This window comes from Agrobacterium sp. a22-2, from assembly GCF_012276985.1.
Lineage (GTDB): Bacteria > Pseudomonadota > Alphaproteobacteria > Rhizobiales > Rhizobiaceae > Allorhizobium.
The window spans coordinates 146,371-169,478 of record NZ_JAAXMM010000002.1; the positions used below are offsets into that span (position 1 = coordinate 146,371).

General features: G+C 61.5%; 21 protein-coding genes. 7 read left to right on the forward strand and 14 right to left on the reverse strand.

Annotated elements, in window-relative coordinates; all coding sequences use genetic code 11:
- Positions 1-21: 21 nt before the first annotated feature.
- Genes HFC70_RS03905 through HFC70_RS03915 form a run of 3 tightly spaced genes read left to right on the forward strand, consistent with a single transcriptional unit; the run spans position 22 to position 2,170 of the window.
- Positions 22-294 (forward strand): antitoxin, encoded by a 273-nt coding sequence (locus HFC70_RS03905; protein ID WP_168471900.1) that lies wholly within the window; start codon positions 22-24, stop codon positions 292-294.
- Positions 294-689, forward strand: coding sequence for a type II toxin-antitoxin system VapC family toxin (locus HFC70_RS03910; protein WP_168471901.1), 396 nt, complete (start codon positions 294-296; stop codon positions 687-689). Before HFC70_RS03905 ends, HFC70_RS03910 begins: the two co-directional genes overlap by 1 nt.
- A 26-nt stretch (positions 690-715) precedes the next feature.
- Positions 716-2,170, forward strand: coding sequence for a glutamate synthase subunit beta (locus HFC70_RS03915; RefSeq protein ID WP_168471902.1), 1,455 nt, complete (start codon positions 716-718; stop codon positions 2,168-2,170).
- A gap of 53 nt (positions 2,171-2,223) precedes the next feature.
- Here HFC70_RS03915 and HFC70_RS03920 read toward each other — a convergent pair whose 3' ends face one another.
- Complete coding sequence (locus HFC70_RS03920; protein ID WP_246735643.1) at positions 2,224-3,369, reverse strand: DUF459 domain-containing protein; 1,146 nt, start codon at positions 3,367-3,369, stop codon at positions 2,224-2,226.
- A 117-nt stretch (positions 3,370-3,486) separates the two neighbouring features.
- On the reverse strand, positions 3,487-4,698 hold the full coding sequence (locus HFC70_RS03925; RefSeq protein WP_168471904.1) for a lytic murein transglycosylase: 1,212 nt from the start codon (positions 4,696-4,698) through the stop codon (positions 3,487-3,489).
- A 200-nt stretch (positions 4,699-4,898) separates the two neighbouring features.
- On the opposite strand from HFC70_RS03925, the gene galU reads away from it, so the two are divergent.
- Positions 4,899-5,786: a UTP--glucose-1-phosphate uridylyltransferase GalU gene (gene galU / locus HFC70_RS03930; RefSeq protein WP_168471905.1), complete on the forward strand. Its 888-nt coding sequence runs from the start codon at positions 4,899-4,901 to the stop codon at positions 5,784-5,786.
- A 7-nt stretch (positions 5,787-5,793) separates the two neighbouring features.
- On the opposite strand, the gene HFC70_RS03935 is transcribed toward galU, so the two are convergent.
- On the reverse strand, positions 5,794-7,263 hold the full coding sequence (locus HFC70_RS03935) for an outer membrane beta-barrel protein (protein WP_168471906.1): 1,470 nt from the start codon (positions 7,261-7,263) through the stop codon (positions 5,794-5,796).
- A 203-nt stretch (positions 7,264-7,466) separates the two neighbouring features.
- Here HFC70_RS03935 and HFC70_RS03940 point away from each other — a divergent pair, with 203 nt between their 5' ends.
- Positions 7,467-8,462 carry an SIS domain-containing protein gene (locus HFC70_RS03940; protein ID WP_168471907.1) on the forward strand — a complete coding sequence of 332 codons (996 nt, stop codon included), beginning with the start codon at positions 7,467-7,469 and terminating at the stop codon, positions 8,460-8,462.
- Here the strand turns inward: HFC70_RS03940 and HFC70_RS03945 are convergent, their stop codons facing one another.
- The 7 genes from HFC70_RS03945 to HFC70_RS03975 form a co-directional block, all read right to left on the reverse strand.
- Positions 8,463-8,921 carry an NfeD family protein gene (locus HFC70_RS03945; protein ID WP_168471908.1) on the reverse strand — a complete coding sequence of 153 codons (459 nt, stop codon included), beginning with the start codon at positions 8,919-8,921 and terminating at the stop codon, positions 8,463-8,465.
- 3 nt (positions 8,922-8,924) lie between these two features.
- Positions 8,925-9,944, reverse strand: a complete 1,020-nt coding sequence (locus HFC70_RS03950; protein ID WP_168471909.1) for an SPFH domain-containing protein — start codon at positions 9,942-9,944, stop codon at positions 8,925-8,927.
- A gap of 135 nt (positions 9,945-10,079) precedes the next feature.
- Complete coding sequence (gene hemH / locus HFC70_RS03955) at positions 10,080-11,114, reverse strand: ferrochelatase (protein ID WP_168471910.1); 1,035 nt, start codon at positions 11,112-11,114, stop codon at positions 10,080-10,082.
- 130 nt (positions 11,115-11,244) lie between these two features.
- Positions 11,245-13,179 carry a 5'-nucleotidase C-terminal domain-containing protein gene (locus HFC70_RS03960; RefSeq protein WP_168471911.1) on the reverse strand — a complete coding sequence of 645 codons (1,935 nt, stop codon included), beginning with the start codon at positions 13,177-13,179 and terminating at the stop codon, positions 11,245-11,247.
- 180 nt (positions 13,180-13,359) lie between these two features.
- Entirely contained in the window at positions 13,360-13,722 is a 363-nt protein-coding gene (gene omp10, locus HFC70_RS03965) for an outer membrane lipoprotein Omp10 (RefSeq protein ID WP_168471912.1), read from the reverse strand.
- Positions 13,723-13,934: 212 nt separating this feature from the next.
- Positions 13,935-15,377 carry a homospermidine synthase gene (locus HFC70_RS03970; protein WP_168471913.1) on the reverse strand — a complete coding sequence of 481 codons (1,443 nt, stop codon included), beginning with the start codon at positions 15,375-15,377 and terminating at the stop codon, positions 13,935-13,937.
- A 155-nt stretch (positions 15,378-15,532) separates the two neighbouring features.
- The gene (locus HFC70_RS03975; protein ID WP_168471914.1) at positions 15,533-16,441 is read right to left on the reverse strand and encodes a DUF3445 domain-containing protein; all 909 of its coding nucleotides are present in this window, start codon (positions 16,439-16,441) and stop codon (positions 15,533-15,535) included.
- 186 nt (positions 16,442-16,627) lie between these two features.
- Here HFC70_RS03975 and HFC70_RS03980 point away from each other — a divergent pair, with 186 nt between their 5' ends.
- Positions 16,628-17,140 carry a ClbS/DfsB family four-helix bundle protein gene (locus HFC70_RS03980; protein ID WP_168471915.1) on the forward strand — a complete coding sequence of 171 codons (513 nt, stop codon included), beginning with the start codon at positions 16,628-16,630 and terminating at the stop codon, positions 17,138-17,140.
- Positions 17,141-17,158: 18 nt separating this feature from the next.
- Here the strand turns inward: HFC70_RS03980 and HFC70_RS03985 are convergent, their stop codons facing one another.
- The 4 genes from HFC70_RS03985 to HFC70_RS04000 are packed head-to-tail and all read right to left on the reverse strand — an operon-like array spanning position 17,159 to position 21,093.
- Positions 17,159-17,443 (reverse strand): YciI family protein, encoded by a 285-nt coding sequence (locus HFC70_RS03985; RefSeq protein ID WP_168471916.1) that lies wholly within the window; start codon positions 17,441-17,443, stop codon positions 17,159-17,161.
- Positions 17,437-18,072 carry an aminotransferase class IV family protein gene (locus HFC70_RS03990; RefSeq protein WP_168471917.1) on the reverse strand — a complete coding sequence of 212 codons (636 nt, stop codon included), beginning with the start codon at positions 18,070-18,072 and terminating at the stop codon, positions 17,437-17,439. Before HFC70_RS03990 ends, HFC70_RS03985 begins: the two co-directional genes overlap by 7 nt.
- Entirely contained in the window at positions 18,057-19,217 is a 1,161-nt protein-coding gene (locus HFC70_RS03995) for an aminodeoxychorismate synthase component I (protein ID WP_168471918.1), read from the reverse strand. Before HFC70_RS03995 ends, HFC70_RS03990 begins: the two co-directional genes overlap by 16 nt.
- Positions 19,218-19,236: 19 nt before the next feature.
- Positions 19,237-21,093, reverse strand: a complete 1,857-nt coding sequence (locus HFC70_RS04000; protein WP_168471919.1) for a M3 family oligoendopeptidase — start codon at positions 21,091-21,093, stop codon at positions 19,237-19,239.
- 219 nt (positions 21,094-21,312) lie between these two features.
- Between HFC70_RS04000 and HFC70_RS04005 the strand changes: the two genes are divergently transcribed.
- Positions 21,313-22,875 (forward strand): sigma-54 dependent transcriptional regulator, encoded by a 1,563-nt coding sequence (locus HFC70_RS04005; protein WP_168471920.1) that lies wholly within the window; start codon positions 21,313-21,315, stop codon positions 22,873-22,875.
- Positions 22,876-23,108: the final 233 nt, after the last annotated feature.

Sequence of the window (23,108 nt, forward strand, 5' to 3'; positions counted from 1 at the left end):
ATCACAATGATGGAGTGAAATATGAACAAGCATGTACCAGAGCCGCAGGAAGGCGGCGATTTCACTGTCAGTGTCTTCAAGAATGGCCGCAGTCGGGCGGTGCGCTTACCAAAGGAGATTGAACTCGACGGGAACAGTGTGGTGATGGTTCGCCAGCCGGATGGGTCAATTCTGATGAGGACCGGGGTGACAGCGGGGCTGGTTGCCTATCTACAGCAGGCGGATGCGTGGGCTGGTGAAGACTTTGTTACTGAAGAGGATGATGTCGGACCTCTGCGAGAAGTCGATCTGTGATGCGCTTCATGCTCGACACCAACATCGTTTCGGCAATCGTGCGAGACCCGAGAGGCAAGGTGCTTCAAAGGCTGGTCGAAGTTGGCGAAGAAAACGTCTTCATCAGCATCATCACGCATGGAGAGATCTGGTACGGCGTAAGGAAAAACTGGTCGGAAGCGTTGGCCAAAAAGGTCTCGGCCGTCACCCGGCGGTTATATGTGGCGCCGCTCTCGCTGCCTTCGGACCAGCGCTATGCGGAAGTTCGCCTGGCGCTGAGGCAGGGAAAGAATATCGGGCAGAACGATCTATGGATCGCCGCTCATGCACTGGCGCTGGACGCAATTCTGGTGACGAACAACGAGAGTGAATTTTCCCGCGTGCCGGGATTGAAGGTTGAAAACTGGCTGCGATAGTGCGGTGACGGAATAGGGATTTAGAAATGGGCAAGGTTACAGGTTTTATGGAAATCGACCGGCAGGTGGGCAAGTACCAGCCGGCGTCCGACCGCATCCGTCATTTCCGTGAATTCACCATCCCGATGTCGGATGCTGAGGTGCAGAAGCAGTCTGCCCGCTGCATGGACTGCGGCATCCCCTATTGCCATGGCCCGACCGGCTGCCCGGTCCATAACCAGATCCCCGACTGGAACGACCTCGTCTACAACAACAAGTGGGAAGAGGCGATCCGCAACCTGCATTCCACCAACAACTTCCCGGAATTCACCGGCCGCGTCTGTCCCGCCCCGTGCGAGGAAGCCTGCACGCTGAACCTGGAAGATGCGCCGGTTGCCATCAAGACCGTCGAGCAGGCGATCGCCGACAAGGCCTATGAACTCGGCTTCATCGTGCCGCAACCGGCAACCGTGCATACCGGCAAGAAGGTGGCCATCATCGGTTCCGGCCCGTCCGGCATGGCGGCTGCCCAGCAGCTTGGCCGCGCTGGCCACGAAGTCCATGTCTTTGAACGCGAGACCAAGGCCGGCGGCTTGCTGCGCTACGGCATTCCCGATTTCAAGATGGAGAAGAACTTCATCGACCGCCGCGTCGAGCAGATGACGGGCGAGGGCGTGACCTTCCATTACGGCGTCAATGTCGGAGTCGATATCACGGTCGAAACGCTGCGGGCCGACTACGATGCGGTGCTTTACTGCGGCGGCTCGGAAACCCCGCGCGAGGCCGGAATTCCGGGCGTCGAGCTGCACGGCGTGCACGATGCCATGCCCTATCTGGTGCAGCAGAACCGTCGCGTCGGCCGCGAGAACATCGACAGCGCCGGCTGGCCTTCCGATCCGATCCTGGCCGGCGGCAAGCATATCGTCGTGGTCGGCGGTGGCGACACCGCATCGGACTGCGTCGGCACGGCCTTCCGCCAGGGCGCCGTCAAGGTGACTCAGCTCGACATTCGCCCGCGTCCGCCGCAGACCGAAGACAAGCTGGCCATCTGGCCGTTCTGGGCGACCAAGATGCGCACCTCGTCGAGCCAGGCCGAAGGCGCTGTGCGGGAGTTCCAGGTGGCGACGCTGGAATTCGTCGGTGAGGATGATGTGCTGACCGGCGTCAAGTGCTGCCAGGTGGACGAGCGCCGCAAGCCGATTGCCGGCACGGAGTTCATCATCAAGGCGGATCTCGCCTTCATCGCCATCGGTTTCCGCGGCCCGTTCACCGACAGCGTGCTGAAGGAACTCGACGGCCAGTTGACGCTCAATGTCGACAATCGCGGTTCGACCAATGTCGTGGCCAATGATCGCGACTACAGGACTTCGGTCGACAAGCTCTGGGTGGCAGGTGACGTCAGGCGCGGCCAGTCGCTGGTGGTCTGGGCCATCCGCGAAGGCCGTCAGGCGGCCCGCGCCATCGACGAGGCGCTGATGGGCGCAACCGTCCTGCCGCGGTAAGAGCTACACCCGATCTCCTGGCCAAACGGTCGCCGCTGGCGGCCGTTCTGCGTTCAGGGCTGTGGTTTGCTGCCGATCTGATAGTCGTCGACCCGGCCGGTCGGTGCCAGCGGCAGGATTCCGGTCTGCACCAGTTGATCCCGGGGCGAGGGGATGGGCGAGGCCGCCAGCGGGCCGGCGCCGAGCAGTTCAGCGCTGCCGTCGAGCGCCGGGTCGGTGAGGCCGATCGGCTGGGTCCTGACGACATTGCGCATTTCCGAAGGCGGCAGGCTGATCAGTTCGGGCAGATTGTCGGCATCGAGCCGCAGCAGACCGGGGCTTGCCATGTCGCCCAAATGGCGGCGGGCCGGCTTTTCCAGGTAGAAGGCGATCTTGCGCTTGCCGGCAGCCGTCAGGTTGATGCCGTCCGAGCCGCGCAGTCGCACCTGCTGGCCGTTGATATCGGAGCCGGTCAGCACGAATCGGCCATCCTGGTCGACAAAGCCGTCCCAGATGTCGATGAACTCGCCGCCGACCTTTTCGGCTGTGCTTCGGAAGACCTCGTTCAGCTTGATGACATCGGCCGTCATGCCGGCCGACTTGAAGGGCGGGATGCCGACCCAGAGCAGGGGAATGTCCCGGTCGACGACCAGGTGCGCGAAGGCGTTGACGCGCTTTTCGTATTCCGCGAACCAGGCGTCGGTTGGAAATTTCTCCCTCGCGCTCGTCGTGGTCATCTGCTGACGGTCGTTGGCGCCAAGCTCCACCACGACCAGGGCCGGTTTGATCTCATCCAGCAGGACAGGCAGTTCAGCGGGCCAGTTGTAGTAGTCGTCGCGAACCAGGCCCGACGAGCCGTTGCTGCGGATCTCGATCGTGGTACCGGGCGCGTTCGCGAAGGCCTCGATCAGACCTTCACCGATGCCACCAGCCAGAAAGTCGCCGACGACGAGGATCTTCTGGGCGCTGCCGAGCTTCGGTGGCGGTGGCGGGACCTCCGGGGCGCGGGTGGTGGTGATCGTGGTGACGCTGCTCGATGTCTTCTTGGCAGCGCGCGGCACGCGGACAGGCGGGCGAATTGGCGCGCGCCGATATTCCGGCTGACGGGGTGCTGGTCGTCCGAACAGCAATTGCAGCAGTGTCCGCCGTTCGACACGCTCCTGCGCCACGGCCGGCGGCATCCAGGACATGAGCATGGCCGTCGCCACGGCAACAGCCATGCATGCCGTCCATATCAGGCCATGTCTGGCGGGTCTTGCCGGCATTGTGTCAGCCGTCCATTTCTCTGTCGTCGTGCAAGCTCATTTTGGAAAAGGTGGGAAGACCCTTTCAAAATGTCAATTGCGCAGGGCGTCCAGGAGCTTGCGGGTCGGCTCGCCATCGGTGCTCATTCCCAGCCGCGACTGGATGGCCGTGATGGCAGCCTTGGAACCGGACCCGAAATTGCCATCCACTTCGCCATCGTAGTAGCCGAGCGCCTTCATGCGCGTCTGCAACTCGAATTTCTCCTTGATGTCGAGCGTGCCGTCGGGGCGCGGCCAGGCCTGCTGCATGCCGCCATAGCCAGCGATCTCGTCGGCCAGAAGGCCAACGCCCAGCGCATAGGTATCGGCGGCGTTATAGCGCTTGATGACGAAGAAGTTCTTGGTCATCAGGAAGCCGGGGCCGCCCGCGCCGCCGAGCATCTTCAGTTCGGCGCGCTCCGAGGGCCGCGTGAAGTCCTTGCCGTTGGGACGCACGAAGCCGAGCTTCTGCCATTCGCCAAGCGTCAGCGTCTTGCCGGCATATTTGCTGCCGCCAGCCGGAACGACGGCTTCATAACCCCAGGTCTTGCCGCTCTGCCAGCCATTCTTGGCCAGTAGGTTGGCCGAGGTTGCCAGTGCATCGGGAACGGAATTCCAGATGTCCTTGTGGCCATTGCCATCCGCGTCGACGGCGTAAAGCAGGTAGCTGGTCGGGATGAATTGGGTATGGCCCATGGCGCCGGCCCAAGAGCCGGTCAGGCCCTTGGCGCTGACATCGCCGTTCTGCAGGATCTTCAAGGCGGCGATCAACTGCGTGCGGGCGAACTTGGCCCGTTTCGGATCGGCATAGGCAAGCGTTGCCAGAGCGGTCGGCACATGATGCAGCCGGTCGTCCTTTTCCAGAACGGCGCCGTAATTGGATTCCATCGACCAGATGGCGAGCAGGATATGCTTGTCGACGCCGAAGTGCTTTTCGAGCGCTGCAAGTGTGCGACCATGCTTGGTCAGCATCTCTCGGCCGATCTTGACCGTGTAGGGATTGACGCGGCTATCGAGGTAATCCCAGATCTGCGACTTGAATTCGGGCTGGTAGCGTGCCTTTTCCAGCACGTCGGGATCAGGCTCGCTGACGCCGGCAAACGCCTGGGTATAGGTCTTCTGGCTGATGCCGCTCTTGGCGGCCGTGGTGTAAAATCCGTTGATCCACTTCTTGAAGCCGGCATCGGCATGGGCCGCCGCGGGCATCATGCTCGTTGCAATCGTCAAGGCCAGTGCGCCGAGAAGGCTGGGATGGTGTCTTGTCATGGGCATCTCCCCGTTCGTTCTACGGTTCGTTCGACGGCCGGAACAAAGCCGTTCACCCTAGGTTAATGCAATTGCGTCAACAAAGTCTTTACCATACGCGGTCGAGCCAAGCACTACCTTTGCGATTTCGTAGCAAATGTATACTAGTAAAGGGCCGCGTTATGAAGACGTTAATCGATTAGATCCTCGAGGAGGAATGTGTGGGACAACAAAAGAAACTCCGTAAAGCCGTCTTTCCCGTCGCAGGGCTTGGAACCCGCTTCCTGCCGGCGACCAAGGCCGTCCCCAAGGAAATGCTGACCGTCGTCGACAAGCCGGTTATCCAATATGTCGTCGATGAGGCTGCAGAGGCCGGCATCGAGCATTTCGTCTTTATCACGGGCCGCGGCAAGGCGGTCATCGAAGACTACTTCGATATTCAATTCGAACTTGAGCAGACGCTTCGGGCCCGCAACAAGAATGCCGAGCTGTCGCTTCTTTCGGGCCTGTTGCCCAAAGCCGGATCGGCAAGCTTCACGCGCCAGCAGGAGCCTTTGGGCCTTGGACATGCGGTCTGGTGCGCCCGTGACATCGTCGGCGACGAGCCTTTCGCGCTTTTGCTGCCCGACATGATCATGCGCGGCGACAAGGGCTGCCTGAAGGGCATGGTCGAGCTTTACGACAAGACCGGCGGCAACATTGTCGCCGTGGAGGAATGCGCGCCCGACCAGGCCCATAAATACGGCATCGTCGGCGTCGGCGAGACGCTGGAAGGCGGCTTCCGCATCACCGAAATGGTCGAGAAGCCAGCCAAGGGCACCGCTCCGTCCAACTTCTTCATCAACGGCCGCTATATCCTGCAGCCGGAGATCTTTTCGATCCTGGAGACCCAAGAGCGTGGCGCCGGCAACGAGATCCAGCTGACCGACGGCATGCTGAAGCTTGCCAGGGATCAGGCCTTTGCCGGTTATCATTTCAAGGGTCAGACCTTCGACTGCGGCGCCAAGGATGGCTTCATCCTGGCCAACGTTGCTTTCGCCATCGAGCGGGCGGATATCCGGCCGACGATCGAAGAACCGCTGAAGGCTCTGCTCGCAGCCCTGAAATAGTCGGGCCTTATCGCTTCACCGAAAGACCGATGCCGGCACGCAGCACCTGCGTGTCGGTTGCGGTGTCGCTGGTGGTCAGTTCGTAGCCGAGATCGGCCGTCAGATCGACATGGCGATTGACGCTGTAGGTCAGGCCGGCGCCGGCTGTATATTCGATAGTTTCGCTCTCGCTGCCCTCTGTCGGGTAATCCCGCCAGGTGGTGGAGCCCGAAAGCCGGGCGACCAGATTGCTGCGCAACTCGTGAGCCACGCTGGCATTCAGCGCATAGGCCACCGATCCGCTCAGCCCGGCGGTAGTGGACGGCTCGATCGAGGTCGATACGCCGACGGTGACATCCGTGCCGCGTTGCGGCGACCAGCCGAGATTGCCGTCGAAGGTCACGGCGCCGAGATCGTCCAGCCGCTGGTCGTCGAACATCATCCTCTCATAGCCGATCCCCAGTTCTCCCCGTAGTTTTTCGCCGAAATCGGTGGCCAGGCCGGCGCGTGCGGCGTAGAGGTCGCCCGAGCGGGCATAGCCGGAGGAATCCCGCTTGTCGTCGTAGAGAATGCGGCCGGCAGACACTTCGATGAAGGGAATGAGGGCAGGCGAGATTTCATAGCCAAGCCGGGCGTTCAGCGTCGCCGAGGAACGATTGCGATCCGACAGTTCGACACGGGTTCCGTCCGACAGCACTGCGTCCGTGTAAAGCGAGCGGCCGAAGCTGACGCCGACCGAGCCGCGCATCTTACCGAAATCGCGCTCAAGTGCGGCGCCGGCGGAAAACTGGTGGATGCCGGATTGCTCGGATGCGCCGCTGATGGCGTTGGGGTCGGTGGTGTCTTCATGACTGAAGCTGTAGCCGGCGGTCAGTCGAGCAGCCATGTCATCGGCGAGATCAAGGCGCAGGTCGGCGTCGACGGCGGCGGTGGGTTCGTCGTTGCCATCGCCGGACAGGTGCCGGCGCCAGTTGCCCTGGCCGTTGATCGTCAACTCATGGCTCGACCAATCGGATGTCAGTGTGCCTTTCAGGCCGGTATCCCAATAGGACTTGCGATCCGTCTCGTTGCCGGTTTTGGTCGACTCGGTCACGAGGCCTTGCGAAAACGTCGGTTTCAGCATCATCGTGCCGAGGCGGATACCGGTGCCGTCGTCGGTGAGATCGCGGCCGCCGCGCAGTTCGTCGATGGTCGACTCGCGTAGGTTCTGCCGTCCGTTGTCCAAAGCGTCCGCGGCAATCGCTGCGTCGGGGTCAAGCGTGGTCGCCGCTACAGTCGGTGTCGAAGCGATTGTACCGGTCTGCAGATCGTCGGTCGTGGCGGTTGCATCGTCGGAAGAGGGCGAGCCGAATGCAGCCGGATCGCCCGGATCAGACAGGGTTTGCGCGGCGGCGGATAGTGGCGGCAGCCACAGGACGCCAGCCGCCAGTGCGCAAAGAACAGATGTCCTATGCCGCGGGCGGGCCATCTTCCTGCCGGTATTTGAGGGCAATGCCATTCGTTCTTGCTCGAGCGGGTGCTGAAATGCTTACTCAAACGTAAAGCCATGTGGTTAACGTTTGGTTGCCGGCCCGCAGATTGCGCTGGCGCGACACAGGCCCTGTGTCCATAATGGCGGAATGAGACTCCTCATCCATTTGTCTTACAGGGTGTGGTGAATGGTGAATGGACAACGAAATATAAACGCAGTATGGAACGGCTATGATAAAGCGCGCTGTAAAACTCGTTGACGCTGGTGCAATCGAATCCGCATTGCGGTCGGTCGCTGCCGAAAGAAGTGGTCTCGAAGCCGTCGAAAAGGCTTTGACCGGGTATCTCGCCGGGCCGTTCTGCAATGCGGTCGAGGTCATCGGCAGCATTTCGGGCCGTGTGATCGTGACGGGCGTCGGCAAGAGCCATCACATCGGCGGCAAGATTGCTGCGACCTTTGCCTCGACTGGCACGCCTGCCTTCTTCATCCATCCGGCCGAAGCCAATCATGGCGATCTCGGCATGATTGCCCGCGACGACGCGATCATCGCGATGTCGTGGAGCGGCGAGAGTGCCGAGCTGCACGGGATGATTTCCTTTTCTCGTCGCTTCTCCATTCCTCTGATCGCCATCACCTCGGGTGAGAATTCGACGCTGGCGCGGGAAGCGGACATCGTTCTGCTGCTGCCCAAGGAACAGGAAGCCTGTCCGCACGGCCTGGCGCCGACGACGTCGACGATGATGCAGATGGCGATGGGCGATGCAATCGCGCTGGCGCTGCTTGAAGCCCGCGGCTTTACCGCGCTCGATTTCCGTACCTTCCATCCCGGTGGCAAGCTTGGGGCCATGCTGTCGCATGTCTCCGACATCATGCATCGCGGCGAAGAGATTCCGCTGGTGCCGTTCGGCACCTCCATGCCGGAAGCCATCACCGTGTTGTCACGCAAGCGGTTTGGTTGCGTCGGCATTGTCGATGAAGCCGGCAAACTGTGCGGCATCATCACCGATGGCGATATTGCCCGCAGCCTGTCGCGTAATCTGGCTGATATGAACGTCGAGGACGTGATGACCCGCGATCCCAAGACGGTGGAAGTGGACACGCTTGCCACCAGCGCCATGGCGATCCTCAACCAGCACAATATTTCGGCCCTGTTTGCTGCCGATGATGATGGTGTTCCCGTCGGCATCGTGCATTTCCACGATCTGCTGCGGATCGGCGTGGCCTGATCAGGCCACATCCACCGTCAGGTCGCGGCCGGTGCTGGAGACGATCCGCACCTTGGTGCCCGCCGGCAGGTCCGGTCCCATGACAGACCAGTAGGTGTCGTCAAGCCGAATTCGGCCGCGTCCGTCGTGCATCGGCTCCTGCAGGGTGGCCGTGCGGCCGACCAGGCTTTCGCCACGTTTGTTGAGCAAGGGCTCATCGCTCTTGCCCTCGCCGCGCGACACCAGTCGGCGGCCAAGCAGAATGGCAAGAACGGCCAGGGCGGCAAACACTAGGATCTGCACCTGCCAGCCCCAGAACGGCGCTCCCCAGAACAAAAGCGACAGCATGCCCGTGCCGATGGCGCCGATGCCGATCCAGACGAGAAAAACGCCCGGCATGAGCAGTTCGGCGGCCAGAAGCAGCAATCCCAGCAGCCACCAGGTCCATGGTCCCAGTTGTACAGCAAGCCAGGTCAGCATGGCTTAGCTCCCCTGATTGGGTGCAAAGGGATTGACGGCCGGCGTGGTGCGTACGGCAGTGGTGGTTGTAGCCGGGCGCGGTTTGGGTGGTTCGCCGGTCGAGGGATTGCCGAATACTTCGCGGGCGATGGCGCCGATGCCGCCGAGCGAGCCGATCAGCGACGAGGCCTCCATCGGCATCAGCACGATCTTGGAATTGGGCGCCGAGCCGATCGTCGCCATGGCTTCGGTGTATTTCTGGGCGACGAAATAGTTGATGGCGTTGATATCGCCGGCGGCAATCGCTTCCGACACCATGCGTGTCGCATTGGCTTCCGCCTCGGCCAGACGTTCGCGGGCCTCGGCTTCTCGATAGGCGGCCTCGCGCTCGCCTTCGGCCTGCAGGATGGCGGATTGCTTGGCGCCCTCGGCGCGCAGGATCTGCGCGTTTCTGAAGCCTTCGGCTTCCAGCACCAGCGCCCGCTTTTCGCGCTCCGCCTTCATCTGCCGACCCATGGCATCGACCAGGTCCTTCGGCGGCTGGATGTCCTTGATCTCGACGCGGGTGACCTTGATGCCCCAGGGGCCGACCGCCTCGTCAACGACGCGCAGGAGGCGATCGTTGATGACCTCGCGGTTGGACAGCAATTCGTCGAGATCCATCGAGCCCATGACCGAGCGTATGTTGGTCATGGTCAGATTGAGGATGGCGTTTTCGAGATTGGAGACCTGATAGGCGGCCTGGGCGGCGTTGAGGATCTGGTAGAAGGCCACCGCATCGGCCGAGACGCTGGCATTGTCCTTGGTGATGACCTCCTGGGTCGGGACGTCAAGCACCTGCTCCATGACATTCAGCTTGGAGCCGATGCTCTCGATGAAGGGGATGATCAGGTTGAGGCCCGGCTCCAGCGTCCGCGTGTAACGCCCGAAGCGTTCGATCGTGTAACGATAGCCCTGCGGCACCGTCTTGATCCCGGCGAAGAGGACGAGAACCACCAGAAGCACGAGGGCTATGACGACAATATCAAATCCGGCGAGGTTCATGGTCGGCTCTCCCTGCAATCGACAGGCGCCGACAGCGGCGCTCTGCTCTTTTTGGTTTCTTCTTCAGAATTGGCGGTTTAGCACGACGATTGCAAGGTTATGCGACACGGATCGACACCCTTTTCGTTTTCTGGCTCAAATCCAGCCCATCAGTTCGCGTCGGACGACATGTTCCAACACCGCCATGCCGCCGGGGCTGTCGTTGAGGCAGGGGATATGGGTGAACTTCTCGCCGCCCGCATGATGGAAGATCTCTCCGGCCTCGCCGGCAATTTCCTCCAGCGTTTCAAGGCAGTCGGAGACGAAACCGGGATTGATCACTGCGATACGCTTGACGCCGTCCTTGGCGAGTTTCTCCACCGTCTTGTCGGTATAGGGCTGCAGCCATTCCTCTGGCCCGAAACGGGACTGGAAGGTGACCATCAGGCGCTCTTTCTCCCAGCCGAGCTTGTCGCGCAGCAGACGGGCGGTCTTGTAGCACTGGCAGTGATAGGGATCGCCCTTCTGGAAATAGGACATGGGGATGCCGTGGAACGAGGTCAGGACCAGTTCCGGCTCCCAGTCGAGAGTTGCCAAATGGGTCGTGATCGAGTTGGCCAGTGCTTCGATATAGACCGGATCATCGGCATATTGCGGCACGGTGCGCAGTGCCGGCTGCCAGCGCATTTTCAGCAGGGCCTTGAAGGCTTCGTCGTTGACGGTGGCCGTGGTTGCTGCGGCATATTGCGGATAGAGCGGGAAGAGCAGAATCTTCTCGCAACCGTCCTTCTGTAGTTCCTCGATTTTCGAGGCGATCGATGGTTGGCCGTAGCGCATGGCCCAGTCGACCCGCACATTTTCCAGATCACCGAAGGACTTGGCCATCCGTTCCGCCTGGTTGCGGGTATAGGTGCGCAGATAGCTTTCATCGAGATCCTTGTTCCAGATCTTCTCATAGGCCTTGCCGACCTTGCCCGGACGGGTGTTGAGCACGATGCCGTAGAGGATCGGATACCAGAACAGGCGCGACCATTCGATCACCCGTTTGTCGGACAGGAATTCGCGCAGATAGCGGCGCATCGATGTGTAATCGGTACCATCAGGCGTGCCGAGATTGACAAGCAGCACGCCGACCTTGCCGAACCGCACCGGCGGGTGATTGGCTGGAAGGTGGCTCTGATCAACAGTCATGGGGCGGGGTCCTGATTTTTGTGCACGATACAGCAGATACGCCGAAACGGCTGCCGGGGATTGCTTTACTTAAAAAGAAAAACCGGCCCGGGAAAGCCCGAGCCGGTTTTAGGACTGCGACAGTTTGACCTTACTTTGCCGGGATCTTCAGCTCTTCGCCGATCTCGATCAGGTCGGGATTCTTCAGAGCATTTTCCTTGGCGATCTTGGTCCACATCGGGCCGTCACCGTAGACTTCCGTGGCGATCTTCCAGAGGCTGTCACCCCGAACGACCGTGTAAGCCTTGCCGGTTTCAACCGTCGGCGCTGCGGTCGTCAGGGTCGTGGAGGCGGCCGGCAGTTCCGGGGTTTTCACGGCCGGAGTGGCTGTTGCCGGGGCCGGGGCGGCAGGGGCTGCGGGAGCGGCAGCCGGTGCCGCAGCTTCAACCTTTGCCGGCGGTACATAGGTCGCGGGCGTCGCGTCGGTGATGCGGCCGTCGAGATAGGGCTTATAAGGGTTGTTGGCGGTCAGATAGTCGGCGAGCGCCAGTTCGAGGTTCGGGCCGAAGTCGTAGGCGTTTTCTGCCTTGGAGGCAAAGATCTTGAAGCCGTCGCCGCCGCCGCGCACATAGTTGTTGGTGACGATGCCGTAGGTCTTGGCCGGATCGATGGCGACGAAGGTGCCGCCTTCCTTGACTTCAACTGCCGAAATGCGGCTGCCGACCGGCTTGGAGCGGTCGAATGTGTATTTCAGGCCCGACACCTGCAGGAAGCGTCCGGCGCCGTCGTCGATCTGGCTGGCGCCGTTCTCGAGCGCCGCCAACAAATCCGCACCCTTGAGCTGGAAGGTGGCAATGGTGTTCTGGAACGGCAGAACGGTCAGCACTTCGCCCATGGTGATTTCGCCGGCATCGATCGAGGCCCGCAGGCCGCCGCCGTTGGCAAGCGAGATGGTGATGCCCTGATCCTTGACGCGGTTCAGCTGCGCATCGGCAACGAGGTTGCCCATTTCGCATTCCCTGACGCGGCATACCTTGCGGTCGCCCTGGATCAGGCCGTCGGAGGCGCCGACAATCTTTTTCTTCAGTTCCTCGATCGGCGCTTTCAGCTCATCGATGCGCTTGACGATCGTCTCGTCCGGCTTGAACTTTGCGTCGACCAGGATCGGTTCGCCGGTCGCTTCCTTGACGGTGCCGGCTTCGTCGAAGACGACCTTGAGGTCGCCGAGATACTTGCTGTACTGGCCGGCCTGCACCACAGGCACCTTGTAGCCGCCGGGATTGTCGACCATCGTCGGATAGGGGCCTTCGGCACCTTCGACGGTGTTGGACAGCAGGGTGTGGCTATGGCCGCCGACCACGACGTCGACATCGGGGATCTTGGCGATGGCCGACAGGTCGCGCGGATAGCCGACATGGGTCAGCGCGATGATCTTGTCGACGCCGTCAGCCTTGAGCTTGACCACTTCGGCAGTGATGGTGGCTACATCCTCGGCAATCAGCACGTTCGGACCTGGGGAGGCGAGTTCTTCCGTGTCGTTGGCGACGGCGCCGACGATGCCGATCTTCTGGCCGCCGACTTCCAGCACGATCGACGGCTTGACGCGGTCGCCGAGCTTGGAGGAGACGCTGGCGAGCACATTGGCGGTGACGACCGGGAACTGCACCTTGTCGAGGAAGCCGGCCAGGCCGTCCTCGCTGTCGTCGAACTCGTGGTTGCCAACGGTCATGGCGTCGAACTTCATGGCGTTCAGCACTTCTGCCTCAACCGAACCCTTGTAGGTGGTGTAGAACAGCGAGCCCTGAAAATTGTCGCCGGCGTTGAGTAGCAGCACGTTCTTGCCGCCGGCTTTCAGCGCGTCGCGGGTCTCGTTGATGGCGGTGAGCAGACGGGCAGCACCGCCGAAGCAGGCGGCCTTGGCTTCGTCTTCTGCCGAGCAGGTCGAATCGGTCTTGTTGATCGATTCGATGCGCGAATGGAAATCATTGATATGCAGGATATTCAGCTCGAAATCGGCAAAGGCCGCGCTCGCCGTGATGGCCAGCGCCGAGGCGCTCAGAAGGCCAAACCGCAGGGTTTTAAACATCGCTTTTCTCCTGTTGGCATGGGCATTCGGCAGAGGCGCCGTCCCACTTTATTATGAATTGCGTGAGGTCGATCCCACATCCCCAGATGTTTCCATCAAGTGCCGGGGACTTCAAGAAAAAAACAACGCTCCGACGCAATCAAGGGTCGGAGCGTTTGGGGGACAGGACAAGCAATGATCTCAAATGCGGCGCGTTAGCGAGAACTGCGCGCCGGCGTCTGTGGTGCAATTGAGCTGGTTGACCGTGACCATCGCGCAGTTGACCTTGGACTGGGTATTGCGCACCAGCGAGGTCATGTTGATTTCCACCAGCTGCGGCGACAGCGAAACATAGGTGCCGGAGGCCAGCAGCGCATTGTTGTCGGTCGAGCGCGTGCTGAACGTGCCGGCCTGGAAGCTCGAGACAATGCCGTTCGGATCGACCCAGGCGCCTTCCACCGTCGGGGCCTGGCGCACTGGCGGCAGTGGGCGCGGGCCGGTCGAGCTGCAGGCCGAGAGGGCCAGCGCTGTGCCCAACAGAATAATGGTGGTCTTGATCTTCATAACCGTCTCCCGCATCGCAAGACTTTGGCCTGTGGCCCGAAACTGATGGATTCTCTTGGCCAAACCATGCCGCGAAGACATGGTGAAAGCAAGGCCAAGCGCCGTTCGGCCAACAGTTATCCGGCCATGGAAGGCATGTGTTCCGGCGGGAAAAGAAAATGCCCGCCGCGGGTGGCGACGGGCATCAAAGGCTTGTGGGTCTAAAGGCTAAATCAGCGAACGAGGATGTTCTTGAACTGCCAGGGATCCTTGGTGTCGAGGTCTTCGGGGAAGAGGCCCGGACGGCCGTCGAGCGGGGTCCAGTCGGTGTAATGGCCTTCGACCGGTCCGAGATAGGGCGACTGCACTTCCAGGCAGCGCTTGTAGTCGATCTCGTCGGCTTCGACGATGCCGGCCTTCGGGTTCTCGATGGCCCAGACCATGCCGGCCAGCACGGCCGAGGTCACCTGCAGGCCGGTAGCGTTCTGGTAGGGCGCGATGCGACGGGTTTCTTCCAGCGACAGGCGCGAGCCATACCAATAGGCGTTCTTGTCGTGGCCATAGAGCAGCACGCCGAGTTCGTCGATGCCCTCGACTAGTTCGTTCTCGTCGAGAACGTGCAGGACCGGCTGGGCCGTGCCGCCATTGCCGAACATTTCGTGCAGCGACAGCACGGCGTCATTGGCCGGGTGGTAGGCGTAATGGCAGGTCGGGCGATAGACGACTTCGCCGTCCTTCTCGACCGTGAAGTAATCGGCGATCGAGATGGATTCGTTGTGGGTGACGAGGAAGCCATACTGCGGGCCGGGGGTCGGGCACCAGGTGCGCACGCGAGTGTTGGCGCCGGGCTGCTCGAGATAGATGGCGGCCTTGCAGCCCTTCTTGTGCTTCTTGGCGTTCTTCGGCATCCAGTTTTCATGGGTGCCCCAGCCGAGTTCGGCAGGCTGCAGGCCTTCGGAGATGAAGCCTTCGACCGACCAGGTGTTCCAGAACACGTTGAGGGGTTTTGGGTTCTTGGTCAGCTGCGTGTCACGCTCGGCAATGTGGATGCCCTTGACGCCGACCTTCTTCATCAGCTTGGCCCAGCCTTCGCGGTCGTCCTGGGTAGGCTCCTCGAACTTCACACCCAGTTCATTGGCCAGATTGACGAGCGCCTGCTTGACGAACCAGGAGACCATGCCCGGGTTTGCCCCGCAGGTGGAAACGGCTGTGGCGCCGCCCGGGTTCTTCTTCTTCTCGGCGCGAACGGTTTCGCGCAGCGCGTAGTTGGTGCGCTCGGAATTCTTCATGGTCTTGTCGAAATAGAAGCCGAGCCAGGGCTCGACGACCGTGTCGATATAAAGAACGTCGAGCTTGCGGCAGAGCTTCATCAGGTCGAGCGAGCCGGTGTCGACCGAGAGGTTGACGCAGAAGCCCTGGCCTTCGCCTTCGGTCAGCAGTGGCTTCAAGAGATCCTTGTAATTCTCTTTGGTGACATGGGCCTGGATGTGCTTGATGCCATGCTTGGCAAGGATTTCGGCATCCTCGTTGCGCGGGTCGATGACCACCATCCGGCTCTTGTCGAATTTGAAATGGCGCTCGATCAGGGGCAGGGTGCCCCGACCGATCGAACCGAAGCCAATCATGACGATCGGACCGGTGATTTCGCCGTAAACCGGATAGGCTTGCTTGGTCATCTCTGTCTCCTTCAGATGTGCGGGCGTGGTTGCAGCGCCGCACGATAGGGTCTTGGTCTGTCTGCGTTCGGATTTCCCGAATTTGTCGGCTCTAGATCATAAATTCCTGACATAATAAAGGGTCTATGCGGATTGCCGATGAAAGGGGCGCCCCATCACACGGCTTTTGCCGCAAGGCCGGCGTCGCGAAGGCAGCGCACGAGGTCGTCGCGCTTTTCGGCCAGGCCCTTGTAGTTCACCTGGTCGGGTGTGAGCGATTCCAGCTGGTCTGCGAGCTTGGCGGCGAGCAGCCCGCCATCCGGCCGGTCGATGAGAGCCCTGAGCGGATCGAGATAGATGCGGATCGTGAAGACGATATCACCTGAGATCGGCAGCTTGCGCAGGCTCTGGCGCTCCACCCGGATGAAGGCATTGGCGGCGGAGAGGCCTGTCGACAGGGGATCGCTCACCGGCCGCAGGCTGACGGGGTGATAGAGCGCATAGGTCCAGTTGATCGACCAGTTGTAGCGCTTGGCGGGGATCGCCGGCTGCAGGTTGTCGAAGATGCGGTTGACCAGCAGCGCGTTGCGGGTGCCGCCCTCAAAACCCGGAACCGTGGCATGGACCTGATCCATCGGCCGATTGAATTTTTCCGCCAGCGACCAGGACGAGGGAAAGGCCAGATGGGCGGCAACGATCGTCCAGCCGTCCTCTTTCTTGCGCAGGAGAACGAGATCGTCAGCAATCAACGACCCGGCCCTGACAATCGGCGGCACGGTCTCGTCACAGAGATCGACGCTGTGGCCGGCCATCTCCATCCTGTCGCCGGTACGGCGATAATGGCCGGCATGGTCGGCGAGCAGGTGCTGGACCAGCAGATCGAGACATTCCTGCTGGGCTTGGCCCGTATCGGGCGCTGCCCGGACGATATCGTCATAGTGGGTTTCGGCCAGTTGCTGCTTCTCGTCGAGATAGCGGCCGAGATCGCTATCCGTCTCGACCCATTGGTGCGGATCGAGGGTGGACACGCCGATGGTGAAGGGTTTCGAGGAGCCGTCATATGGTGCGTAAGTCGGTATGTTCACGGGGACCCTACTGGCGAAGACGAATGGCTTGAGCCTATTTGTCGCCATCAACGCTGGCCAACACAAGAGGCCTCTGCCCCTTGTGTCCTGAAAATTGTCTTACGATGGCTGCGACAATTGGCGCGAACGATAGGCAGGATTGCCCGGTTAAGCTGTCGAGGTATTCAATCGAACGGGAAGTGGAAGATGGCAATCCCGCAGACAAAAGCCGAGCTACTGTCGGCCATCGATACGAGCTATCGAAAGCTGGCAGCCGATCTAAAAACGGTTCCGCCGGAGAAGGTCCGAGACCTCAGCCTCGAAGGCCATAGGGCCGGTACGATGATCAGCGTGGCGGATCTGATGGCATATCTGATCGGATGGAACGAATTGGTGCTGAAGTGGTACAGATTAAAGCGGGATCATCTGCCAGTCGACTTCCCCGAAACCGGTTTCAAATGGAACGAACTTGGGCTGCTGGCGCAGAAGTTTTACGAGGACTATGCGCAGCTCTCCTACGAGGAATTGCTCGCCCGGCTTGCTGCCGCCAAGGATGGCATTGTCTCGATGGTTTCCGAATGCAGCAATGACGGGCTTTATGGTGGTCCGTGGTACGAAAAATACACGCTTGGCCGGATGATCCAGCTTAACACCGCGTCTCCCTATGCCAATGCCCGCAGCCGCCTGCGCCGCTGGAAGATTGAGCAAGGGTTGCCGTGACCGTGCTGCTCCGAGACCTCAGTCCTTCAGCGCCTCAAGCCCTTCGATCACCGTCGATAAGGCCACTTCGGTGACCTCGTAGTCCGCGACGCCATGCACGGTGAAGGGGTCTTCTGCGGCATAGGCTTCGATCTCGGCGCGGTCGCCCTTGGCAAGGATCAGTCCGCCGGTGCGCGGCACCTTGCGGCCGGAGGCTAGAAACCAGCCACGGTCGTACCCTTCCTTCACCCAGGCCAGATGCGGCGCCATGTGCCGGTCGGCCTCCTCGCTGCTTGTCTTGTAGGTCAGCGACAGGATCAGCATACGACGGTTTCCTCGACGAGTTCGGCGCGGATCAGGCCGCGCAGGCTATTGCCGACGAACATTCGGCGGCCGGTAATAGTCTCGGGCCGCAGCACTTCGGCGCGCACCTTGCGCTCGCGGATCAGATCCGCCCGCAGGATGCCGGGCAGCAGGCCGCAGGTGATCGGCGGCGTCAGCAGCATGCCGGTGCCGTCCTCGACGAAGAGATTGGTAAATGTGCCCTCGCAAAGTTCGCCACGCTCGTTGAGCAGCAGGACCTCGTCGGCCTCTTCCTTGGGGAATTCGGCGCGTGCCGCCTCATAGAGGTCGCGTTTCGACGTCTTGTGGCGATAAAGGGCGTCGTCGGATTTCATGCGTGTCCGGGAGATCCGCAGGCGCCAGAGACAATCCTCCTTGACCGACTCGAAGGCGGTGGCGGTGACCTCGACCTTGCCGCGGAAATTCATCGTCAAGCGGACCCGCAACGGCAGGTCTCCCTTTGCAACATCATTAAGCGCGTCCTGCGCCTTGACGGGCTGGCGAAAGCCCAGCGCGTCGGCCGAGCGCGACAGACGACGCAGATGCTGGTCGAGCCGGGCAAAGCCGGTCTCTGGTTCCCACCGCATGGTTTCAATCAGCGTGAAATCCATTGATCCCCTACCGCGAAGCGCGCCTTCAGCAGGCATTCCTCATATTCGGCCTCCACCGTCGAATCAAAGACGATGCCGCCGCCGACATTGAAGACTGCCCGGCCGTCTTTGAAAAGAGCGAGCGTGCGAATTGCGACTGAAAATTGCATGGCGCCGGAAGGCGCGACATAGCCAATGGCGCCGCAATAGATATCGCGCGGCACCGACTCCAGCTCGCGCAGGATCTGCATTGCCCGGATTTTCGGCGCGCCGGTGATCGAGCCGCAGGGGAAAAGCGCTTCGAAAATATCCGAAAGGCCGATTTCGGGCCGCAATCTGGCCCTGACATGGCTCACCATCTGGTGGAGGGTCGGATAGGTCTCGACATCGAATAGCCGCGGCACGGTCAGGGTGCCGGTTTCGGTGATCCGCGAGATGTCGTTGCGTAAGAGGTCGACGATCATGCGGTTTTCGGCCTGCGTCTTCTCATCCGCCTTCAGGGCTTCGATGATCTCAGCATCTTCGGTCGCATCGGCGCCGCGCCGGGCGGTGCCTTTCATCGGATGGGTTTCGATGAACCTGTCTTCATCGACCGCGAAGAACAGTTCCGGCGATCGCGAGACGATGACCGGGCCGCCAAGATCGACCAGCGCGCCGTATTTGACCGGCTGGCGGTCGATCAGCGCCCAGAACACCTCTTGCGGCGATCCTTGCCAATGGGCTGATATCGGCATGGTGAGGTTGGCCTGGTAACAGTCGCCCTGACGCAAATGCTGGTGCAGCCGATCGAAACGCTGCTGGTAGGCGGCCAGATCCCAGGCGGCGACGGCTCGGCTGATCGGCGGTTCGTTGGTCGATGGCGATGGCGCCTTTGCCCGCGGATGATCGTTGCCGGTCGGGGCGTCGAAAACGCCGAAATTGAGGAGCGGCGTCGAGCGCCGCTGCGGCAATAGCGGCTTCAGCTTGTCCTCGAACAGATAGCCGGCCTCGTAGGAGAGATATCCGGCAAGCCATTTGCCGGATCGATGGGCCGCCTCCAGCCGCGCCAAAGCCGGCCGGAGATCGTCGGGCTGATCAGCGACGACAATCTCCAGCGGATCGGCAAAGACGGTGCAGTGTCCGCTGGTATCGTCGCGAAACACGATCGAGCGGCCGGTCTCTCGCATGCGGTTGAAAGCTCCGTTTTCAGGAGGCCTTATCAAGCGCCTCCAGTTCGTCGATCAGCCCCTCTATCATCGACAATCCCTTGGCCCAGAACGACGGATCGGTGGCATCCAGCCCGAAGGGCTTCAGGAGTTCGGAGTGATGCTTGGTGCCGCCGGCTTTCAGCAGTTCGAAATACTTGTCCTGGAAGCCTGCATCGGCCTGCGCATAGACGGCATAGAGCGAATTCACCAGGCAATCGCCGAAGGCATAGGCATAGACATAGAAGGGCGAGTGGATGAAGTGGGGGATATAGGCCCACCAGGTCTCGTAGCCGGGCGAAATGCGGATGGCCGGGCCAAGGCTTTCCGTCTGGACCGACAGCCACAGGTCGCCGATCGCTTCGGCCGTCAGTTCACCCTCCTTGCGGGCGGCATGCACCTTGCGCTCGAATTCGTAGAAGGCGATCTGCCGCACGACCGTGTTGATCATGTCCTCGACCTTCTGGGCGAGCATGGCCTTGCGCTCGCGCTTGTCCCTGGTCTTGTCGAGCAGGGCGCGGAAGGTCAGCATTTCGCCGAACACCGAAGCCGTTTCGGCAAGCGTCAGCGGCGTCTGGCACATCAGCGCGCCCTGGTCGCCGGCCAGGACTTGGTGCACGCCATGGCCGAGTTCGTGGGCCAAAGTCATGACATCGCGCGGTTTGCCGAGATAGTTGAGCAGCACGTAAGGATGGGCGGAGGGCACGGTCGGGTGGGCGAAGGCGCCGGGCGCCTTGCCGGGCCGGGCCGGGGCGTCGATCCAGCCGCCGTCGAAGAAGCGGGCAGCGATCTCGGCCATTTCAGGTGCAAAGCCGCCATAGGCCGACAGCACGGTTTCCTTGGCTTCCTGCCAGGGGATCAGCCGGTCGGGCGTTTCCGGCAGCGGAGCATTGCGGTCCCAGAACTCCATCTGGTCCATTCCGAGCCATTTCGCCTTCATCTGGTAATAACGGTGCGAGAGGCGGGGATAGGCGGCCTTGACTGCACTGGCCAGCGCGTCGACGACCTTGCGTTCGACGCGGTTGGCCAGATGCCGGCTGTCGGCGATGTCGTCGAAACCGCGCCAGCGGTCGGAGATTTCCTTGTCCTTGGCCAGCGTATTGGTCACCAGAACGAAGATGCGGATATTGTCCTTGAAGGTATTGGACAGGGCGACCGCCGCCTTTTCGCGCATGGCCGGGTTGGCATCCTGCAGCATGTTGAGGGTCGCTTCGATCGGCAATTGCTGATCGTCGACCGTAAAGCGCAAGGCGGCCAGCGTCTCGTCGAACAGGCGGTTGAAGGCAGCGGCACCGGTCATCGACTTTTCGAGGAACAGCTGCTCGATCTTGTCGTCGAGCTGGAACGGCTTGTCCTTGCGCAGGTCGACGAGCCAGGGGCGATAGTGGCCGGCGGCCGGATCATTGTCCATGCAGGCGTCCATGACCGCATCGTCGATGCGGTTCAGTTCCAGGGCGAAGAACAGCAGATGGGCGGAAAGATCGGTGAGCTTCGCCTGTACGTCGCCGAAGAATTTGCCGTTGGCGGCATTGGTCATGTCGGAATAATAGGTGAGGCCGGCATAGGAGCCGAGCCGGCCGATGAGGTCGTCGAGAGCTTCATATTCAGCCAGCGCCGCGCCGATGCCGGTCTCGCCCTTGGACGCGGCCGAGATGGCCAGCTTACCCTTCCACTTGGCCTCGAAGGCCGGGCAGGTCTTGGCCGCCTTGTCCATGTCGGCCAGAAATTCCGGCGAAGTTGCTGAAGGGTAGAGGTCTTCCAGCTTCCAGAGCGGCAGGCTGCCCAATGCCGGATCGGTCTCGACGGTTAAAATCGCCGGCGCAAACAGACGGGGGTCGTTGGATCGTGCAAAGCGCATGGCGGTGGTCCTTCCTGTTCGGCAATCGATGAGGCGTAACGAATAGACAGTCGCGCGGGCTGCTGCAAGCCATGCGGCCCGGCGTACCGGTCCCGGTCAGGGCTTTCGAAATCGTTAAAATCCGAGCGTTTCTCAAAACCTCATCTTCAATCCTTTCTGGCAGCATCAGGCTTCGTTTCACAGTGCTTTAAGCGCCAAGAATGATTCCGGGAGCTTGATTTGACCGCTCATATCCTCGTTGTAGATGATGATCCTGTGCAGCGCCGGCTTTTGAAAGCCGCCGTCGAAAGTCAGGGCCATGTCGTGCACCTGGCCGAGGACGGCCAGACCGGCCTTGCCTATTTCCGCCGAAATCACGCCGACATCAGCGTCATCCTTCTCGACCTGATGATGCCTGGTATGAACGGGCTTGAGTTCCTGGGCGCCCTTGGCGGCCTCGAAGCCGAAGTTCCAGTGATTGTCCAGACCGGGCAGGGCGGGATCGAGACCGTGGTGCAGGCCATGCGGGCCGGCGCTTTCGATTTCGTCGTCAAGCCCGTGTCGCCGGAGAGGATCGCGGCGGCCATCGGCAATGCGCTCAAGGTCGACCAGCGCGACAGCAAGGCGCGGCCCGTCCGCCGGCCGCGTTCCGGCGCCGTCGGGTTCAGCGACATCATCTCCGCCAGCCCCGCCATGGCGCGGGTCATGGATCTGGCCCGCCGTGCCGCGCAGTCGAACATTCCGGTGGTGCTGGAGGGCGAATCGGGCGTCGGCAAGGAAATGGTGGCACGCGCCATTCAATCGGCCAGCGACCGCTCGTCCCGTCCGTTCATCACCGTCAATTGCGGCGCCATCCCTCGCAATCTGGTCGAGAGCATCCTGTTCGGTCATGAAAAGGGGGCCTTCACCGGGGCAACCGAGCGTCATGTCGGCAAGTTCGCCGAAGCTGATGGCGGAACGCTTTTCCTTGACGAAATCGGCGACCTGCCGCTCGACACCCAGGTCAAGCTGCTGCGCGCCGTGCAGGAGGGCGAGATAGAGACGATCGGTGCCCGCCAGCCGCAGAAGGTCAATGTGCGGCTGATTTCGGCCACCAACAAGGACCTGATCGAAGAGGTCAAGGCCGGACGTTTCCGCGAAGACCTCTACTACCGCCTCAACGTCTTCCCGATCACCATTCCGGCACTGCGCCGCCGCAAGGAGGACATTCCGTTCCTCGCCCGGGCCTTTACCGAACGGTTCTCCGCCGAGCAGCGGCTGGCCCGTCCCCTGGCGCTCGGCGCTGGCGCTCTCGCGCTGCTGACCGCCTTCGACTGGCCGGGCAATATCCGCCAGCTTGAGAATGCCATCTACCGGGCCGTCATCCTGTCGGAAGGTCCGGAACTGACGGAAAACGACTTCCCGCAGATCCTGGCGCAGATCCCCGGCGGCCTTGCCTCGCAGGATGTATGGCCGGGCTTTGCCGGACTGGAACTGGTGCCCTCGAGCCCGCCGCCGGCCCCGCAGCTGGTGCGCATGCCGGAACGTGCCGATACTACGGCCTTGGCGGAACGGATCAGCGCCGTGCGGGTGGACGAGGACGGCAGCGGTTCTAAGGACAATGTCATCGTCAGCACCGATGACAGCGGCAATGTCCGCCGGCTCGCCGATATCGAGGAGGAGTTGATCCGATTCGCGTTGAAATTCTATCGCGGGCAGATGAGCCAGGTGGCGCGCAAGTTGGGAATCGGTCGGTCCACCCTGTACCGAAAGCTCAAGGACTATGGCATCGACCCGGAAAATCCGCACAAGCATGCGGCTTAGGCTTTTGCCTGTTGAACCGGGCGGCATGGCTTGCCCGGTTCGATATTCGCAGCGATGGGTCGGGCGTAGTGTCGCACGGGCATTACCGGCGCAAGGGTGTCTGATATTTCGGCGTTTCGAGGCCGAGGCCGGCCCGGCGGGGACGGTTCCCGGCCAAACTTATGAAAGAACACGATATTTTTGATCGCTTTCACTTGCTGTTCTGTGCCGTTCGCCCCTCGGCGGAGGTGTTT

Coding starts and splice junctions, on each gene's coding strand:
- omp10 (WP_168471912.1), bottom strand. CDS start 13,722: ATGAAGATCAAGACCACCATTATTCTGTTGGGCACAGCGCTGGCCCTC.
- HFC70_RS03970 (WP_168471913.1), bottom strand. CDS start 15,377: ATGACCAAGCAAGCCTATCCGGTTTACGGCGAAATCACCGGTCCGATC.
- HFC70_RS03980 (WP_168471915.1), top strand. CDS start 16,628: ATGGCAATCCCGCAGACAAAAGCCGAGCTACTGTCGGCCATCGATACG.
- HFC70_RS03950 (WP_168471909.1), bottom strand. CDS start 9,944: ATGAACCTCGCCGGATTTGATATTGTCGTCATAGCCCTCGTGCTTCTG.
- HFC70_RS03910 (WP_168471901.1), top strand. CDS start 294: ATGCGCTTCATGCTCGACACCAACATCGTTTCGGCAATCGTGCGAGAC.
- HFC70_RS03940 (WP_168471907.1), top strand. CDS start 7,467: ATGATAAAGCGCGCTGTAAAACTCGTTGACGCTGGTGCAATCGAATCC.
- HFC70_RS03995 (WP_168471918.1), bottom strand. CDS start 19,217: ATGCGAGAGACCGGCCGCTCGATCGTGTTTCGCGACGATACCAGCGGA.
- HFC70_RS03920 (WP_246735643.1), bottom strand. CDS start 3,369: ATGGCTGTTGCCGTGGCGACGGCCATGCTCATGTCCTGGATGCCGCCG.
- hemH (WP_168471910.1), bottom strand. CDS start 11,114: ATGACTGTTGATCAGAGCCACCTTCCAGCCAATCACCCGCCGGTGCGG.
- HFC70_RS03935 (WP_168471906.1), bottom strand. CDS start 7,263: ATGGCATTGCCCTCAAATACCGGCAGGAAGATGGCCCGCCCGCGGCAT.
- HFC70_RS03905 (WP_168471900.1), top strand. CDS start 22: ATGAACAAGCATGTACCAGAGCCGCAGGAAGGCGGCGATTTCACTGTC.
- HFC70_RS04000 (WP_168471919.1), bottom strand. CDS start 21,093: ATGCGCTTTGCACGATCCAACGACCCCCGTCTGTTTGCGCCGGCGATT.
- HFC70_RS03960 (WP_168471911.1), bottom strand. CDS start 13,179: ATGTTTAAAACCCTGCGGTTTGGCCTTCTGAGCGCCTCGGCGCTGGCC.
- HFC70_RS03985 (WP_168471916.1), bottom strand. CDS start 17,443: ATGCTGATCCTGTCGCTGACCTACAAGACAAGCAGCGAGGAGGCCGAC.
- HFC70_RS03990 (WP_168471917.1), bottom strand. CDS start 18,072: ATGGATTTCACGCTGATTGAAACCATGCGGTGGGAACCAGAGACCGGC.
- HFC70_RS03945 (WP_168471908.1), bottom strand. CDS start 8,921: ATGCTGACCTGGCTTGCTGTACAACTGGGACCATGGACCTGGTGGCTG.
- HFC70_RS03925 (WP_168471904.1), bottom strand. CDS start 4,698: ATGACAAGACACCATCCCAGCCTTCTCGGCGCACTGGCCTTGACGATT.
- HFC70_RS03915 (WP_168471902.1), top strand. CDS start 716: ATGGGCAAGGTTACAGGTTTTATGGAAATCGACCGGCAGGTGGGCAAG.